General features: G+C 71.9%; 14 protein-coding genes. 5 read left to right on the forward strand and 9 right to left on the reverse strand.

Features of this window, described 5'->3' with window-relative positions; translation table 11 throughout:
• Window positions 1-80 precede the first annotated feature (80 nt).
• A complete protein-coding gene (locus tag ACWGJ2_RS34360) occupies window positions 81-1,028 on the forward strand; it encodes a hypothetical protein (RefSeq protein WP_453350262.1) in 948 nt (315 codons plus the stop codon).
• A gap of 370 nt (window positions 1,029-1,398) precedes the next feature.
• Window positions 1,399-1,866, forward strand: a complete 468-nt coding sequence (locus ACWGJ2_RS34365) for an ATP-binding protein (protein ID WP_453350263.1) — start codon at window positions 1,399-1,401, stop codon at window positions 1,864-1,866.
• A 254-nt stretch (window positions 1,867-2,120) separates the two neighbouring features.
• Here ACWGJ2_RS34365 and dapC read toward each other — a convergent pair whose 3' ends face one another.
• Together dapC and fdxA are read right to left on the reverse strand one after the other, a co-directional pair.
• Window positions 2,121-3,224, reverse strand: coding sequence for a succinyldiaminopimelate transaminase (gene dapC / locus ACWGJ2_RS34370; protein ID WP_453350264.1), 1,104 nt, complete (start codon window positions 3,222-3,224; stop codon window positions 2,121-2,123).
• Between the two features lie 212 nt (window positions 3,225-3,436).
• On the reverse strand, window positions 3,437-3,763 hold the full coding sequence (fdxA, locus tag ACWGJ2_RS34375; RefSeq protein ID WP_169441715.1) for a ferredoxin: 327 nt from the start codon (window positions 3,761-3,763) through the stop codon (window positions 3,437-3,439).
• A 139-nt stretch (window positions 3,764-3,902) separates the two neighbouring features.
• Here fdxA and ACWGJ2_RS34380 point away from each other — a divergent pair, with 139 nt between their 5' ends.
• Both ACWGJ2_RS34380 and ACWGJ2_RS34385 read left to right on the forward strand, forming a co-directional pair.
• The gene (locus tag ACWGJ2_RS34380) at window positions 3,903-4,925 is read left to right on the forward strand and encodes a GNAT family N-acetyltransferase (protein ID WP_453350265.1); all 1,023 of its coding nucleotides are present in this window, start codon (window positions 3,903-3,905) and stop codon (window positions 4,923-4,925) included.
• A 3-nt stretch (window positions 4,926-4,928) separates the two neighbouring features.
• Window positions 4,929-5,837, forward strand: a complete 909-nt coding sequence (locus tag ACWGJ2_RS34385) for a transglutaminase-like domain-containing protein (protein ID WP_453350266.1) — start codon at window positions 4,929-4,931, stop codon at window positions 5,835-5,837.
• A 104-nt stretch (window positions 5,838-5,941) separates the two neighbouring features.
• Here the strand turns inward: ACWGJ2_RS34385 and ACWGJ2_RS34390 are convergent, their stop codons facing one another.
• The 4 genes from ACWGJ2_RS34390 to ACWGJ2_RS34405 all read right to left on the reverse strand — a co-directional run bounded on the left by ACWGJ2_RS34390 (window position 5,942) and on the right by ACWGJ2_RS34405 (window position 10,203).
• Window positions 5,942-8,461: a hypothetical protein gene (locus ACWGJ2_RS34390; RefSeq protein ID WP_453350267.1), complete on the reverse strand. Its 2,520-nt coding sequence runs from the start codon at window positions 8,459-8,461 to the stop codon at window positions 5,942-5,944.
• A gap of 129 nt (window positions 8,462-8,590) precedes the next feature.
• A complete protein-coding gene (locus ACWGJ2_RS34395; protein ID WP_453350277.1) occupies window positions 8,591-8,989 on the reverse strand; it encodes a DUF6113 family protein in 399 nt (132 codons plus the stop codon).
• Window positions 8,990-9,030: 41 nt separating this feature from the next.
• The gene (gene mshB, locus ACWGJ2_RS34400) at window positions 9,031-9,972 is read right to left on the reverse strand and encodes an N-acetyl-1-D-myo-inositol-2-amino-2-deoxy-alpha-D-glucopyranoside deacetylase (protein ID WP_453350268.1); all 942 of its coding nucleotides are present in this window, start codon (window positions 9,970-9,972) and stop codon (window positions 9,031-9,033) included.
• Window positions 9,973-10,008: 36 nt separating this feature from the next.
• Window positions 10,009-10,203: a hypothetical protein gene (locus ACWGJ2_RS34405; RefSeq protein WP_453350269.1), complete on the reverse strand. Its 195-nt coding sequence runs from the start codon at window positions 10,201-10,203 to the stop codon at window positions 10,009-10,011.
• A 217-nt stretch (window positions 10,204-10,420) separates the two neighbouring features.
• Between ACWGJ2_RS34405 and ACWGJ2_RS34410 the strand changes: the two genes are divergently transcribed.
• A complete protein-coding gene (locus ACWGJ2_RS34410) occupies window positions 10,421-12,643 on the forward strand; it encodes a prolyl oligopeptidase family serine peptidase (RefSeq protein WP_453350270.1) in 2,223 nt (740 codons plus the stop codon).
• Between the two features lie 580 nt (window positions 12,644-13,223).
• Here the strand turns inward: ACWGJ2_RS34410 and ACWGJ2_RS34415 are convergent.
• Genes ACWGJ2_RS34415 through ACWGJ2_RS34425 form a run of 3 tightly spaced genes read right to left on the reverse strand, consistent with a single transcriptional unit; the run spans window position 13,224 to window position 16,428 of the window.
• Complete coding sequence (locus ACWGJ2_RS34415) at window positions 13,224-14,351, reverse strand: ABC transporter ATP-binding protein (protein WP_453350271.1); 1,128 nt, start codon at window positions 14,349-14,351, stop codon at window positions 13,224-13,226.
• Between the two features lie 15 nt (window positions 14,352-14,366).
• Window positions 14,367-15,440, reverse strand: a complete 1,074-nt coding sequence (locus tag ACWGJ2_RS34420) for an ABC transporter ATP-binding protein (protein ID WP_453350272.1) — start codon at window positions 15,438-15,440, stop codon at window positions 14,367-14,369.
• A gap of 10 nt (window positions 15,441-15,450) precedes the next feature.
• Window positions 15,451-16,428 carry an ABC transporter permease gene (locus ACWGJ2_RS34425; protein ID WP_453350273.1) on the reverse strand — a complete coding sequence of 326 codons (978 nt, stop codon included), beginning with the start codon at window positions 16,426-16,428 and terminating at the stop codon, window positions 15,451-15,453.
• Between the last annotated feature and the right edge of the window lie 131 nt (window positions 16,429-16,559).

Raw genomic sequence — 16,559 nt, forward strand, 5'->3', positions numbered from 1 at the left:
CGGGGCGCCGTCAGCGCCCCCTGGCGGGGGCTTCCCGTCCGGTGAGAGAGGTCTCACATGAACCGGTTACCTTTATGCCCGTGTCCCGCTCCGATACCGATCGCAAGAAGCGCCGCGGCAAGGCCCTGAGAATCTCGGCGGCGTTCGCCGTGCTGCTCGGGCTCGCCGGTTACGCCGTCACGCACTACGTGACCGGCGGCGTCGGCCCGGCCCGCTGCATCGTCCGCTCGCCCGGAGAGGGCGCGGTGGACTACGAGATAGAGCCCGACCAGGCCGCCAACGCGGCGACGATCGCCGCGATCGCGTCGCAACGCGACCTGCCCAAGGAGGCCGTGACCATAGCCCTGGCCACGGCCATGCAGGAGTCGGGGCTGCGCAACCTCGACCACGGCGACCGCGATTCCGTCGGCCTCTTCCAGCAGCGCCCCTCACAGGGCTGGGGGAACGAGGAGGAGGCGATGGACCCGGTGATAGCGGCCGGGAAGTTCTACGACCATCTGGAGAAGATCGAGGGCTACACGCAGATCCCCCTGACCGACGCGGCACAGCGCGTCCAGCTCAGCGCCCACCCCAAGGCGTACGCGAAGCACGAGGCCAACGCGAAGCTCCTCGCCAACGCGCTCACCGGGCACCGCACCGCCGCCTTCCACTGCACGGCGGGCCACAAAGGGCCGAGCACCAAGGCGGGGAGCCCGGAGAAGTTGCGGGAGCAACTGGTGCGGGAGTTCGGTCGCGACGTGCTGCCCGCCGAAGCGCGGCGCGCCTCCGCGACGACGGGCGCCGGGAGCGGGCGGAGCGCCGAGGGGCAGAGGGAGATCGTCATTCCGGCACGCGCCGACGAGCGCGGCTGGGAGCTGGCCTACTGGGCCGTGGCGCACTCGGCCGGACTGCGGATCGCGGAGGTGTCCTTCCAGGGCCACGTGTGGGACGCGGTCACTTCGGAGGAGGGCTGGCACGAGAGCGGCGACGGCGCGGCCGGATCGGACGACGACGCGGCGGTGACCATCAGGCTGACCACTGGTCAGTAGTACGGGAGTTGACTCGTACGGGGGACGGGGTGCCAGGTTTCACGGCTCCGTCCCCTGAGTAGGGGAGAGCTTCTCCGAAAGCGCCACGGCCCTTGAGTCCGGAGCGATTTGACGTTTCTGCGGCGGCCGACGAATAGCGCAGAACGGCCCGTTTTGTCGCGGCCCGATTATGCGACGCATTGCGAATCCTTTACCTGACGGAGCCGCAACCTTCTCCCCGTCGACGGCGATAGGCACTGCGCCAACCGGGTGACACCCCGGTGGGCGGCCGTCCGAATACGGGCCCGGTCACCGGGTCCGACGGGCGGCGGGCACACCCCGTTCAACACCCCAGTTCAGAAGAAGCCTTCTTCTCCGTCAAAGGAGCATCATGTCCCTCACGCGCCGGATCGCCAAGACCGCGCTGCTGACGGCAGCGGGCGCCGCCTCCGTCGTCGGTGCAGCCGCCGGTTCCGCCAGCGCCGCCGACCTGTCTTCGACCCCCGACGTGGGCGGGCTGAGCAACCTCGACGGCAAGGGTCTCGGCGACTCCGTCGACGGCGCCTCCCGCGGCGTCAGCGACACGACCGCCGACACCGGCAGCAAGGCCGTCAAGAGCGCCGTCCCGGCCGCCGGGAAGACCGTCGGCTCCGCGGGCAGGACCGCGGCCCCCGCGGCGCAGCAGCTCGTGGGCGGTACCGCGGGCAACGCGGGCGAGATCCTCGGCGACGCCGCCTCCGCCACCGGGAACGGGCTGCCGACCAGCGGTCTGCCCGCCGGTCTGTCGGCCGGTGAGCTGCCCACCGACGGGCTGCCCAGCGCGAGCGAACTGCCGGTCAAGAACCTGCCGATCGGCTGAGCCCGGCCGCCGGGACCGGCAGGCGGTCCGCGCGTCGCGCCCGCGTCCGCCCGTGGCCCCTACGGGATGAACCGGCCGCGCGGCACGGCGCGCGGGCCGCACAGGTGAGCACAGAGCAGCAGCAGGCAGGCAGCAGCAGGCAGCAGCAGGCAGCAGGCAGCCCGAAGGGCCCCGGAGAGCGAGATGTCTCCGGGGCCCTTCGGGCTGTCAGGACGTCACGGCACGCCGCGACGTCGTGCACGACAGTGCTGCCGTCAGGCGGACAGGCGCCGTACCGCCGCGTCGATCCGCTCGTCGGTCGCCGTCAGCGCGACGCGCACGAAGCGCTCGCCCGCCACGCCGTAGAAGTCGCCGGGCGCCACCAGGATGCCGCGCTTGGACAGGTCGCCGACCGTGTCCCAGCAGGGCTCGTCGCGGGTCGCCCACAGGTACAGGGACGCCTCGCTGTGCTCGATGCGGAAGCCCTGTGCCTCCAGCGCCCCGCGCAGCGCCGTGCGCCGTGCCGCGTACCGCTCGCGCTGCTCGGCCACGTGCGTGTCGTCGCCGAGCGCCGCGACGGTGGCCGCCTGCACGGGCGCCGGGGTCATCATGCCGCCGTGCTTGCGGATCTGGAGCAGTTCGCCCAGCACCGCGGCGTCGCCCACCGTGAAGGCGGCGCGGTAACCCGCGAGGTTGGAGCGCTTGGAGAGGGAGTGGAGGGCGAGGACGCCCTCGTACGAGCCGCCGCAGACGTCCGGGTGGAGCACCGATACCGGGTCGGCCTCCCAGCCCAGCTCCAGGTAGCACTCGTCGCTGGCCAGCAGCACCCCGTGCTCGCGCGCCCAGGCGACCGTGCGCGCCAGTTCGTCCTGGCCGAGCACCCGGCCCGTCGGGTTGGACGGCGAGTTGAGCCACAGCAGCCGCAGCCCGTCCGGGTCCAGCTCCGTCGGCGAGTCGTAGACGACAGGATCGGCGCCGGCCAGCCGCGCGCCCACCTCGTACGTCGGGTAGGCGAGCCGCGGATACGCCACGCGGTCGCCCGGGCCCAGACCGAGCTGGGTGGGCAGCCAGGCCACCAGTTCCTTGGAGCCGACGACGGGGAGCACATTGGTGTGCTCCAGGCCGCGGGCGCCCAGTCGGCGTTCGCACCAGCCGGTGATCGCGTCGCGCAGTGCCGCGGTCCCCCACACCGTGGGATAGCCCGGGCTGTCGGCGGCCTGCGCGAGCGCGCGCTGGATCAGCTCGGGCACCGGGTCGACGGGGGTGCCGACGGACAGGTCCACGATGCCGTCGGCGTGCGCCGCCGCGGCTGTCTTGTACGGCTCGAGCCGGTCCCACGGGAAGACGGGAAGCCGGTCGGAGACGGGTGCGGGTGGCACGGGTTGGCTCGCTTTCTCGTGACAAACGCCGTGGTCCCGCACGCCGACCGGGGCCGGGCACACACCGGTCCCCTTCGCCGTACGGGACCACGGAGACGCGGATCCACGCAGCTCGCGCTGCTCGTGCTGCTCACGCAGCCCACGTGGCTCTCATGGCTCACGCGGCCCGCCGCTCGCGCGGCGGCGCGCGGACTCCGCTCAGATCCTCAAGGTCACTCGTCGTGCTCTTGCGGGGGAAGCGCGGCGATGAACGGGTGGTCCCGCTCGATCAGGCCGAGCTTGCTGGCGCCACCGGGCGAACCGAGCTCGTCGAAGAACTCGACGTTCGCCTTGTAGTAGTCCTTCCACTCTTCGGGAGTGTCGTCCTCGTAGAAGATCGCCTCGACCGGGCAGACCGGTTCGCAGGCCCCGCAGTCGACGCATTCGTCCGGGTGGATGTACAAGGACCGCTGGCCCTCGTAGATGCAGTCGACGGGGCACTCCTCGATGCAGGCCTTGTCCTTAAGGTCGACACAAGGCTCCGCGATGACGTAGGTCACGCTGTCGTTCCTCCTCGTTAGGGCTGGCGGACCGGTGTCCGGCTCCGCCGCTGGGCGCGCGGGAGCGCGGCGTCGTCGATGCCCGCACCTAGTATCTCCGTTCCCGGGCAGGAGACGAACAGGAGGGGCGGGTAGAGCTGTGGAATTCACCACGGGCGGACGTCTTGAGGTCCGAATCACCGCGTCTGACGTGGGTAAACGCGTATCGGTGAGGTCTTTGACCGAGACTGGTGAACCAGGTGCGAGGTTCACTGACACGGTGGGTGTTCTCACATCGTGGACGGACGGCGTGCTGAGCGTCACGCGGCGCGGTGGAGAGAGTGTGCGGATCGCGGAGATTTCGCTGGTGGCGGGCAAGGTCGTGCCCGACGCACCGGCCAGGCGGCGCGGCATCCCCTCGGCCGGCGTGCGCGAACTCCAGGAGACCGCCGCGCGCGGCTGGCCCGCGACCGAGACGGAACGGCTCGGGGAGTGGACGCTGCGCGCCGCGGACGGCTTCACCTCGCGCGCCAACTCCGTGCTGCCCCTGGGCAGCCCCGGAGTGCCGCTGGACGAAGCGATCGACCTGGCCGTGCGCTGGTACGGGACGCGCGGACTGGCCCCGCGCGTGCAGGTCACCACGGGGGCCGCCGACGCCGACGAGCTGCTCGCGGCCGAGCTGGAGGAGCGCGGCTGGAGCGCCGAGCGGCACGCCGTCTTCTGCGTAGGCGCACTGGCACCCCTCGCCGACAGGGAACCCGACGCCCGGATACGCCTCACGCGGGAACCCGGCGCCGGGTGGCTCTCCGCCTACCGGCGTACGGGCGGGCTGGAGGGGAGCGCGCCGAAGGTCCTCACGGGCGGGCCCTCCGTGTGGTTCGCGACGGCCGGGGGCGAGGACAGGAGCGAGGGCGAGGAGGGTGCGCCGCCCGCGGCGATCGGCCGGTGCGTGGTGGACGGCCGGTGGGCCGGTTTCGCCGCCCTGGAGGTGCGCCCGGAGCGGCGCCGCGAGGGGCTGGCCACGGGCATGATGGCCGAGCTGGCGCGCAGGGCGCTGGAGGAGGGCGCCTCGGCGGCGTACCTCCAGGTGGAGGCCGGCAACACGGCGGCGCGGACGCTGTATGACGGGCTCGGCTTCGCCGATCACCACGCCTACCACTACCGCCGGGCACCCGGGGAGTGACGCATGGGCCGCATGGACAACAGGGACCGCTTCGCCGAAGCCGCCCGCGACGAGCGCCCCGACCTCGCGCTGCTGTGCCTCCTCATCGGCGTCGAGGCGGCGTACCCGGGCGACGGGCCGTCCGCTGACGAGGCCGCGTCCCCCGACGCGACGGGGACCTCGGACGCCTGCGCGCCGCGCTCCCCCGAGGCCACCGTCGACAGCGCGCAGATCGAGCTGGACCGGCTCGCGGGACTGCTCCCGTACGCGCGGGGGCGCAGCCCCGAGGAGTGGGCCCGCGCCCTGGAACGGCTGCTGGGCGAGGAGCACGACTTCCGGGGCACGAACGCCGACTACAGGCGGCTGGACTCCTCGCTGCTCCAGGCCGTGCTGGGGCGGCGGCGCGGGCTGCCGATCCTGCTGTCCGTGGTGTGGATGGAGGTGGCGCGGCGCGCGGGGGCCCCGGTGTACGGGGTCGCGCTGCCGGGGCACTTCGTGGTCGGCTTCGGCGACCCGTCGGGCGAGCATGTGCTCGCGGACCCGTTCGGCGGCGGGCGGCTGCTCGGATCCGGTGATCTGGAGGTGCTGATCGCGGGCGCGACGGGCAGGCGTACGGGCGTCTCCCACGCGCTGCTCCAGCCCGCCGACCCGCTGGAGATAGTGCTGCGCGTCCTCAACAACATCCGCGCCTGGGCGGCTGCGCGCCCCGAGCAGTCGGGCGTACGGCTGTGGGCCCTGGACCTGTCGCTGCGCCTCCCCCACCATCCGGCGAGGCTGCGCTACGAGCGCGCGCAACTGCTCGTGGAGCGCGGGGACTTCATAGGCGGCGCCGTCGAGATGGAGGCGTACGCGGAGGTCATCGCGGCGATGGAGCCCTCGGCCGCCGACACCGTGCGCAGAGCGGCACGGGCGGCGCGGGCGCGGCTCAACTAGGGCGCGGCGCGGGGGCGCGAGCGCGGTTCGGCCAGGGCGGACCGCGCGCGAGCGGGGAGGGGGACGGACCGGCGCACGCGGCGCCGGTCCGTTCCCCTCAGCCGTCACTGCGGGTTCAGCGGGATCTCCCCCACGCGCTTGGACGGGTCGGTCTCCTTGAGCGCCATGCGGAGCGCGCCGACGACGTCCTGCGGCGTGACGGGCGTCTTGCTGCCGTCGCCACGGGTGACCTGGACCCCCGCGAACGTCGTGCCGTAGAGCTGCTTGAGCACGGGCAGGTCGTAGCTGTCGACGAGACGGCCGTTGACCGGCTTCATCGACAGGAACTTCGGCAGCGACTTCTCCGGGCTGAACTGGATCGAGGCGCTGCCCGCCTTGACCGTCACGAGGCCGGACATCGCGGGCTTGCCGAACTCCTTGATGGCGCGGTTGATCTCCTGCTCGCCGACCTCCGGCTGCTGCATGGAGACGGGCAGCTTCACGGCGGTGTTCTGGCCGGTGACCGCGCGCTTGCGGTACGCCTCCTCCAGGACCGAGCTGCCCTTGTCCACGTCGACGCCCTTGTGGGGCTCGCCGGGGACGGCGACGGCCTTGCCGCGCACGAACTTGACCATGCCGTCGGTCGGCGCGCCGTCGTCTCCGGCCGTCTCGGAGACGTGCTGGAGGGCCGACTTCATCTTCTCCTTGTCGACCTTTATGGCGGGCTCGGCCTCGCGGGTCCCGCCGAAGAGGGAGCCGATGACGGAGACGGGGTTGTAGTCGCGGCCCGCGGCGCCGCGCACGGTGGCCTCGGTGTCGAGGGTCAGCCCGGCCACGCTCGGCTTGAGCTTGGCCTCCTTGTCGCCCGCGAGCACGGTGAACGGCTCCGTCGTACTGTCGCCGAGGGCCGCGTCCAGCTTGTTGACGGCCTCGTGCTTGGTCGTATTGCCGATGTCGACGCCGAGGACGGTGGTTCCCGTGGGCACGTCGGCGTGGTCCAGCAGGAGGCCCGCGCCGTACGCGATGCCGAGGACGCCGACGATGCCGACGCCCGCGAGGACCAGCTTGGACCGGCCGCCACGGCCGGAGGAGGCCGACGCCGGAGCGCCGCTCTTGGGCGCCGGGCCGCCGGGCGCCGGTTCCTGGGCCTTCGGGCCCGGCGGGGGCGTGGCGGGGCCGTCGGACGCGGGGACCCTGGGGATGCCGCTGATGAGGGTGTCGCCCGCGACCCGCTCATCGCCGGAACCAGAACCGGAACCGGAACCGGAACCAGCCCCCGAACCGGAACCGGAACCCGGACCGGCCTCGGGGCCCTGCCCCTGGCCGTCGCCGGGCGCGGCCGTGCCGCCGGGCCCGAAGGGCGCGGGGCCCGTGCCGAGACCGAGGGTGGAGCTGACGGGCGGCTCCTCGTCGTCCGTGCCGAACGCGCCGGGGATGCCCCGCGAGCCGGGCGGCGGGGGCAGGGGCATGTCGCCGGAGGCCGGACCCGTCGTCTCGCCGGAGGGGCCGCCGACCGGGGGCACACTGTCGAACGGGGCTCCGGCGCCGGTGCCGTCGCCACTTCCCGCGCCGCTTCCGGTGCCGTCCAGCAGGCCGTGTATCGCGCTGCGCGGCGGCCCGCCGTCGCCCGGCCCGTCCTGGCCGAGCCCGCCGCCCAGCGACGGGAAGCCGTCGGCCGGGGTGTCGAAGGGGCCGCCCAGGGGCGTCGAGCCGGTGTCGTACGGGTCCGGCCGGGGCGTCGCGCCCGTGTCGTACGGATCGATACGGGGGGTCGTGCCCGTGTCGTACGGATCCGGCCTGGGGGTGGCTCCTGTGTCGTACGGGTCGGCAGCGCCGTACGGATCAGCCGTGTCGTAACCGTCCGACGGGCCGGAACCGGAGGCGGGATCCGAGAAGTACGGGAGATCGGCGCGGCCCGTGCCGGGGGCGCCGCCCTGGGTGCCGGAGAGGCCCGCGAGCCCGGAGAGCGAGGAGCCGCCGGAGGTGCCGGAACCGCCGGAGATTCCGGAGTCGCCTGAGCCCTTGGCCGTGCTCCCCGAGGGCGAGCCCTTCGCCGCGGCGCCCTTGCGTGGCGCGAACCAGTCGCTGGTCTCCTGTGTGAACTCCCCGCTGTCCGGGTCGTCGGGGCCCGGTCCGCGCCCTTCGGGCGCGCCGCCACCGGAGGCCGGGGGCTCAGGGGCGCCGACGCCGTTCACCGGCACGCCCCCGCCCAGCGTTCCGGTGCCCTCGCCGCGCACGGGCGGCGCCGATGGCGTGCCCGCACCCGGAGCGCCCGGAACACCCGAAGCACCCGGTGCACCCGGTGCACCCGGTGCACCCGAAATGCCCGAGGCGCCGGGCCCGCTCGCCCCGTCACGCTTGCGCGCGCCGGAGGCGCCCGCCTCGTCTGCGTCGCTCACGGGCGTGCGCATGACGACCGGTGGAATGGGCCGGGATCCGGGGATGTTGATCCGGATGCGGGTGGTCAGCGTCGTCTCGGTCCTGGGCTCGTCGGGCGCCTTCGCGCCCGCGTCGCCAGGGGAATCCGCCGGATCGGCGGAGTCACCGGCGCCACCGACCGGGCCGTACGGCTCGGTCCCCGGCGGGTACGCCGAACCGCCACGGCCCCTGGGCCCGGAGGACGAACTGTCAGTTTCACGGCTCAAAGCAGGTACTCCCGGTTGGATTCGCCGCCCATCTTGCTTGTTCACAGGCGGCTCGCCGGCGCGCACCACCATACTTCGGGGCGCTGCCGCGGATCCCACGACCACGGAAAAGGGCCGACAGGCCCCTCATCAGCGGGACTTGTTCCCTGGCACCGGCGGCACGGGCAGCGCGATCGTGGCACACATCACAGCCACGAGCATGCCGCCGATGAGGAAGACATAGGAGCCCGCCCCGACGCCGAAGAGGAAATCGCCCTCCGGACGCGACGACGTCAGAAACAGCACCGCCACCGCCCAGCCCGCCGCCGGGGCTATCGCCCCCGCCTTCGTCCGGCACAGCTTCGCGCCGCCCCAGAAGACTCCGGCCGAGGCGGCGAGCGAGAGCAGCAGCCCGAACGGGAACCAGCCCGCCTGGACGAGGGTGCCGGCGACGCCGACCAGGACGCCGAGCACGGCGAGGACCGCATAGACACCCGCGCGCGTGCGCGGGGTGCCGAGCGGGCGCGCCTCGCGCTCCGCCTCGCTCATGGGGGCGCCCGCGCCCTTCGCGGTTCCGCTCACGGTGCGGCTCACGGCTTCGCTCCCGCCATCGTCTCCGACGCCGCTTCCGGCGTCACTTCCGCGAAGAGGTCATCGAGGGGCGCGGCCTGTGCGGCGACGGCCGCCGCCTCCGTGCCGCCCGCGATGCGGTAGAACTCCGTGCCGAAGAGCGGCTGCCCCAGGTCGTTGGAGAGGGCGAAGAAGGGGCCGTCGACCGCGATCTGGGTCGCGTGAGCGCGCATGGCCGCGGCCTTCGCTTCCGCGTACGTCTTGCCGCCGACGATCGCCGCGGCGACCTCTTCGTCGGCCACGACTCCCGGCACGTCCTCCACCGAGGCGATGCCGGGGAAGGGATTGTCCCCGCCCAGCTCGCGCAGCCGCTCGAAGCCCGCCTCGACGGCGGAGCGCGGCACGCAGTTCCAGAAGACACGCGCTACGGCGTGCGCGGGGCCCAGGTCCTGGCGGTAGTCGTCCTCGGCCGCCAGCTCGGCCGCGCGCATGGCGACGCGGTGGGCCTGGATGTGATCGGGGTGGCCATAGCCGCCCTGTGGGTCGTAGGTGACCAGCACTTGGGGACGGACCTCGCGTATCACCTCTACGAGGGATGTCGCCGCGTCGTCCACACGGGCCTGCCAGAAGGATTCCGGGCGGTCGTTCTGCGGCAGCCCCATCATTCCCGAATCGCGGTACCGGCCGGGACCACCGAGAAAACGGTGATCTGTGACACCCAGCTCGCGCATCGCCGCCGACAGTTCGCCTATGCGGTGCGGCCCCAGAGCGTCTTCACGGTCCGGGGCCAGATGCGCCAGCTCGGGTGGGATGACCTCGCCTTCCTCGCCGAGAGTGCAGGTCACCAGGGTGACGTGCGCGCCCTCGGCCGCGTACTTGGCCATGGTCGCGCCATTGTTGATCGATTCGTCATCCGGGTGGGCGTGCACCAACAGCAGACGGCGGTCAGGGGCTGTGCTCATGCCCCCGACCTTACGACGCCGCTCCGACAGCCGTCCTCAGAACTTGATGTCGCCGATCATTCCAGCGACGTTCGTGGTCAGCTCACTGATCGTGGGAGCGATGGAGGAGCTGGCCAGATAGAAGCCCAGCAGCACGCAGACCAACGCGTGTGCGGCCTTCAGTCCTGATTTCTTGACCAGCAGGAAGACGACGATCGCCAGCAGCACCACCGCCGAAATCGAGAGTGCCACGGCGGTTCACCTCCAAGTACGTGCGGTCGGTACGGGACAGGACACTCGGCCCACGACACAGTCGGCCAGGGGCTACATACCCCGCTCCCACCATGCGCAACGGATCATAACTATCCGTGAGTCGGCACGGGTCGGTGCACGGGAGCAGAGGAGGGGCGCATATTCGATTCCAGCCACGAACGGATCATGATTGACCTGAACCTCTACCCTCTGGCGCATGGCTACGACGTTCCCGCGGCAGTCCGCCCGCACCCACCGGTTCACGCTCGGCGCCCCCCGGGCCTTCACCGTCGCGCCCGACGGCTCACGGATCGCCTTCCTGCGCTCCCGCGGCGGCACTGACCGGGCGAATGTCCTGTGGGTGCGCGAGCTGGCCGCGGACGAGGGCACGGCCCCGCGCGAGTACGCAGCCGCCGACCCGGCTGAGCTGCTCGGCGGCGCTGCCGAGCAGCTTTCGCCCGAGGAGCGCGCCCGGCGCGAACGCAGCCGTGAGGGCGCAGCGGGGATCGTCGGATATGCCACCGACACTGCCGTCGAGGTCGCCGCCTTCGCCCTCTCCGGCCGCCTCTTCGCCGCGGAACTGCGCACCGGCGCGGCCCGCGAACTGCCCGCGCCCGGCCCCGTCGTCGATCCCCGTCCGTCGCCCGACGGGCGCCGCGTCGCCTACGTCTGCGGGGGCGCGCTGCGGGTGGCCGAGCTGGGTGCGGAGGGGGCCGACGGCGACCGCGCGCTGGCCACGCCGGAGGCGGAGACGGTCACCTACGGATTGGCCGAATTCATCGCGGCCGAGGAGATGTCCCGCAGCCGCGGCTACTGGTGGTCGCCCGACAGCGACCGCCTCCTCGTCGCACGCGCCGACGACGCGCCCGTCCAGCGCTGGTGGATCGCCGACCCCGCCAACCCCGACAAGGAGCCGGCGCGGGTCGCCTATCCGGCCGCGGGCACGGCCAACGCCGAGGTGACGCTGCACCTGGTCGACGCCGAGGACGGCGCCCGTACGGAGGTCGTGTGGGACCGCGCCAGGCACCCGTACCTCGCCCGCGTCCACTGGTCAGCGGCCGGTCCTCCCCTGCTGCTCGTCCAGAGCAGGGACCAGCGCGACCAGTTCGTCCTGACCGTCGACACGGCCACCGGAGCCACCGCGCCGCTGCACGCCGAGGACGATCCGGTCTGGCTTGAACTTTTCGCCGGAGTACCCGCCTGGACGCCCGACGGGCGCCTCGTGCGCATCGAGGACAGGGGCGGCGTGCGCGCCCTCGTCGTCGGCGACCGCGCGCTCACCACAGGGGCGCTGCACGTGCGCGCCGTACTCGACATCGGAGAGGACGACGTACTCTTCTCCGCCTCGGCGGGCAGCGAGGCGTTCACCGGCGCGCCCGACGCCTCCGACGAGCCCGCGCCCGGCGACATCGGCGTCTACCGCGCCACGTTGCGCGGCAGCGGCGACAAGGGCGGCTGGGAGCGGATCGCGGTCGGCGAGGACGCCACAGCCCCGCATGTGGCCTCCGCCGTACGCGGCGGCAACGTCCTCGTCCTCTCCACCTCCACCCTCGGGCGCGGCGGCTCCCGCGTCACCGTGGTGCGGCTCACCGAGGACGGCGGTACGGAGACGGGCCCGGTGATCCCCTCGTACGCGGACACGCCCGTGCTCACCGCCGCGCCCAGGCTGCTGCACACGGGCGCGCGACGCATCCCCGCCGCCGTCCTGCTGCCCTCCGGCTACCGCGACGAGGACGGGCCCCTGCCCGTCCTCATGGACCCCTACGGCGGCCCGCACGGCCAGCGCGTCGTCGCGGCGCACCACGCGTACCTGTCCTCGCAGTGGTTCGCCGACCAGGGCTTCGCCGTGATCGTCGCGGACGGCCGGGGCACGCCCGGCCGCTCCCCCGCCTGGGAGAAGGCGATCTCGCGCGACCTCGCGAAGGTCACGCTCGACGACCAGGTCGAGGCGCTGCGCTCACTGGCCGGGGACCATCCGCTGGACCTCACACGGGTCGGCATCCGGGGCTGGTCGTACGGGGGCTATCTGGCCGCGCTCGCCGTGCTGCGGCGGCCCGACGTCTTCCACGCGGCGGTCGCGGGGGCGCCCGTCACGGACTGGCGGCTGTACGACACGCACTACACGGAGCGGTATTGCGGCATGCCGCAAAGCGATCCCGAGGCGTACGCGGAGGCTTCGCTGCTCACCGACGAAGGGCTGTCCGGGGTGGAAGCGGACGCGCCGCACCGGCCGCTGATGCTGATCCACGGGCTGGCGGACGACAATGTCGTGGCCGCGCACACGTTGCGGCTGTCGTCCGCGCTGCTGGCCGCCGGGCGGCAGCACGAGGTCCTTCCGCTGTCCGGGGTCACCCACATGACGCCCCAGGAACGCGTCGCGGAAAACCTCCTCCTGCTCCAGGTCGCCTTCTTGAAGCGGGCCCTGCGGGGGGTGGTCTGAAACGGGGGGTTGCCGCTTCACGGGGGTGTGCCCCTTCACGGGGTACGGGGTGATGGCCACACGGGGTGCCCGGTTCTTGTTGGGGTGCGCCTTGGCTGGTGCCCCTTTGGGGTTTCGTTCGCGTGTTGCGGGCCGGTGGCACGGGTTGTGCCCACCCTCCCCCAGCTAACGCTGGGAGGTGCCCCCTCGCCAGCGGGACGATTGCCCACAACATTTTGGCGTGCCGTCGCCGGTCGGGTGCGGCTGTGTGGCTTCGGCGCGGCGTGTGGTGCGGTGCGTTGCGGCTGGCGCCGCGTGGTTCTTGGTGTCCGACGGTGGCCGTGTGGGGTGTGTGGGTGGGGGGTGTCCGGGGACGCGGTGGCCAACCTCCGGCCGGTGGTCCCTCCGCTTGTTCCCATGCTGTGGGCCCGCACCTGACGGTGCGGGCCCAGCCACCCTTGTGGGCCGGCGTTCCGCTCGGCGAGGGGGCACCTCCCAGCGGTAGCTGGGGGAAGGTGGGCACAACCCACCCACCGGCCCGCAGCACGCGAACGAACCCAAAGGGGCACCGGCAGGGGGCGCCCCCCGGTGAAGGGAGGGGTTACGGCTCCTTGGACTCCATGGCCTGGAGGGCCGCGTCCAGGACGACGTCCTCGTCGCGGGCCGTGATGGAGCCCTCCTCGGGGAAGTGGCATGCCGTGAGGTGGCCCGACTCGTTGCCGGTGATCTGGATGAGCGGCGGCTCTTCCTGGGCGCACTTGTCCTGCGCCTTCCAGCACCGGGTGCGGAACCGGCACCCCGAGGGCGGGTTGATCGGCGAGGGCACGTCGCCCGCGAGCCGGATGCGCTCGCGTGTGTCGTCCGCGCCCTCGGTCAGTACCGCCTCCGGCACGGCCGAGAGCAGCGCGTGCGTATAGGGGTGCCGGGGACGCGTGTAGATCTGGTCGCGGTCGCCGACCTCGACGATCTTGCCGAGGTACATCACCGCGAGCCGCTGCGAGAAGTGCCGGACGATCGCGAGGTCGTGGGCGATGAAGACGAACGCGATGCCCATCTCGCGCTGGACCTCCTGGAGGAGGTTGACGACCTGCGCCTGGATGGAGACGTCGAGCGCTGACACGGGCTCGTCGGCCACGATCAGCTTGGGTTCCAGTGCCAGTGCCCTGGCGACCCCGATGCGCTGGCGCTGGCCGCCGGAGAACTCGTGCGGGAAGCGGTTGTAGTGCTCGGGGTTGAGGCCGACGGTCTCCAGGAGTTCGCGGATGCGCTTCTCCCGGCCGCCGGGCGGGTTGATGCCGTTGACCTCCATCGGCCCGCCGATGATGCTGCCGACGGTCTGCCGGGGGTTCAGCGACGAGTACGGGTCCTGGAAGATCATCTGGATCTCGGACCGTACGGGCGCCATCTGCTTGCGCGTCGCGTGGCTGATGTCCTGGCCGCGGTACGTGATCGTGCCGCCGGTCGGCTCCAGCAGCCGGGTCAGCAGGCGCCCGGTGGTGGACTTGCCGCAGCCCGACTCGCCGACGAGGCCGAAGCTCTCGCCCTGGCGCACGGTGAGGTCGATGCCGTCCACGGCCTGGACGGCGCCGACCTTCCGTTTGAAGGGGAAGCCGCCCATGATCGGGAAGTGCTTGGTGAGCCCCTTGGCCTCCAGGAGGGGTTCGCCCGGGGTTCCCTTGGGCTTGGCGTCCTCGGGCTCGGGCTTGGTCAGGGTGAGTTCGTCGCTCATCGTCTCTCGTACTCCCTAGCCCAGCCGGGGCTTGATCTGCTCGATGAAGAAGGTCTTCTTCTGCTCGGCCGTCAGGTGGCAGGCGGCCCCGCGTCCGTCGGGGAGCGGCGGCCTGTCGACGGTGCAGGAGAGGCCGCCGGGGACCTCGTCCACGAATCCGCAGCGCGGGTTGAACGGGCAGCCCGGGGGCGGGGACAGGAGGCTCGGCGGGGTGCCCGGGATCGGGACCAGTTCCTCGTTCACGTCGCTGCTCAGCCTCGGCATGGAGGTGAGCAGGCCCCAGGTGTACGGGTGCTGCGGCGCGCGCAGCACCTCGCCGACGGTGCCGCGTTCCACGGCGCGGCCCCCGTACATGACGAGGATGTCGTCGGCGACGTTGGCGATGACGCCCAGGTCATGGGTGATGAAGATGATCGCCGAGCCGAACTCCTGCTGGAGGTCCTTGAGGAGGTCGAGGATCTGCGCCTGGACGGTGACGTCCAGTGCCGTCGTGGGCTCGTCGGCGATCAGGAGGTCGGGGTTGCACACCAGCGCCATGGCGATCATGGCGCGCTGGCGCATGCCGCCGCTGAACTGGTGCGGGTAGTCGTTGACGCGGAGCTTGGCGTTCGGGATGCCGACCTTGTCGAGCATCTCGACGGCGCGCAGATGGGCCTCGCGCTTGGAGACGCCCATGTGCTTGCGGTACGGCTCGGCGATCTGGCGGCCGACGGTGTAGTACGGCGAGAGCGCGGTCAGCGGATCCTGGAAGATCATCGCCATCTTGTTGCCGCGCAGCGACTCCAGGGTCTTCTCGCGGGCGCCGGTCAGCTCCTGCCCGTCGAGCAGGATCTCGCCGGAGACGTCGGTCGAGCGCGGGTTGTGCAGGCCGAGGATCGACAGGTTCGTCACCGACTTGCCGGATCCGGACTCGCCGACGATGCCGAGGGTCTTGCCTCGCGCGAGGTCGAAGGAGAGGCCGTCGACGGCCTTGACGGTGCCGTCCTCGGTGCTGAAGTGCACGTACAGGTCGCGTACGGAGAGGAACGCCTCGTCGGAGCCCGCGTCGCGCGGCGCCGGAACGTCCGCTTGCTTGGTCACGGTGGTCACTGCGGTTCTCCTAGGCCAGACGCACGCGAGGATCGATGAACGCGTAGGCGGCGTCCACGATGACGTTGAAGAGGATGATGAAGGTCGCGGAGAAGAGCATCACGCCCATCACCATCGGAAGGTCGGTGTTCTGGACCGATTCGACGGCCAGCCTGCCGATGCCGGGCAGGGAGAACGTCCACTCCGTGATCATCGCGCCGCCCAGCAGGGACCCGAGGTCCACGCCGAAGATGGTGACGATGGGGATCAGGGAGCCGCGCCAGGCGTAGCGGAAGAACACCGTCCGGGATGACATGCCCTTGGCCTTGGCCGTACGGACGTGGTCCTCCTGGAGCTGCTCGATCATCGAGGACCGCGACAGACGGGTGTAGTTCGCGGTGAAGATGATCTGGATGACCATCCATGGAATGAGCAGGCCCATGAACCAGCCGCCGGGGTCCTCGCTCAGGGGGACGTACTTCGGCTGGTCGAGGATCCCCATGTTGTAGACGAGGAGCGCGAGGACCAGGGGGCCGATGAAGTAGATCTGCAACGAGCTGAGCACGAGAGAGCCGGTGCTGAAGATCTTGTCGATGATCGTGCCGCGCTTCCAGGCGGCGACCATGCCGGCGCCCAGGCCGATGAACAGGAAGACGACCGCGCCGCCCGCCGTGAGCGAGACCGTGGTCGGGAAGCGGTCGAGGATGGTCGACCAGACCGGGTCCTGGTTCGCGAACGAGTAGCCGAAGCAGGGCGCGGGGCAGGGGCCCTGCGCGAAGTCGCGGCCGGTCACGATGCCCGACATGAACTCCCAGTACTGCACGGGGATGGGCTTGTCGATGCCCATGTTCTTCCGGATGACCTCCAGCGCGTCAGGCGTGCAGTTCTTGCCGCAGGCCAGCATCGCGGGGTCGCGCGGTACGGCGTAGAAGAGGAAGAACGTGACCGCGCTGATGATCAACAAGATCACGATCGCGCCGGACATCCGGCGGGTGAGGAAACGAAGCATGACGGAACGCAGCTCTCGTGGGCAGCGGAATCGAGGCAGTGAACGGGCCGGTGGTGGCCGCCCGCGGGCCGGGGGGCCCACCACAGGGCCCCGTAAAACCCCCGGGGGGGGGGGGTTTATTAATTTTTTTT

It is taken from the genome of Streptomyces sp. NPDC054796 (assembly GCF_053611545.1).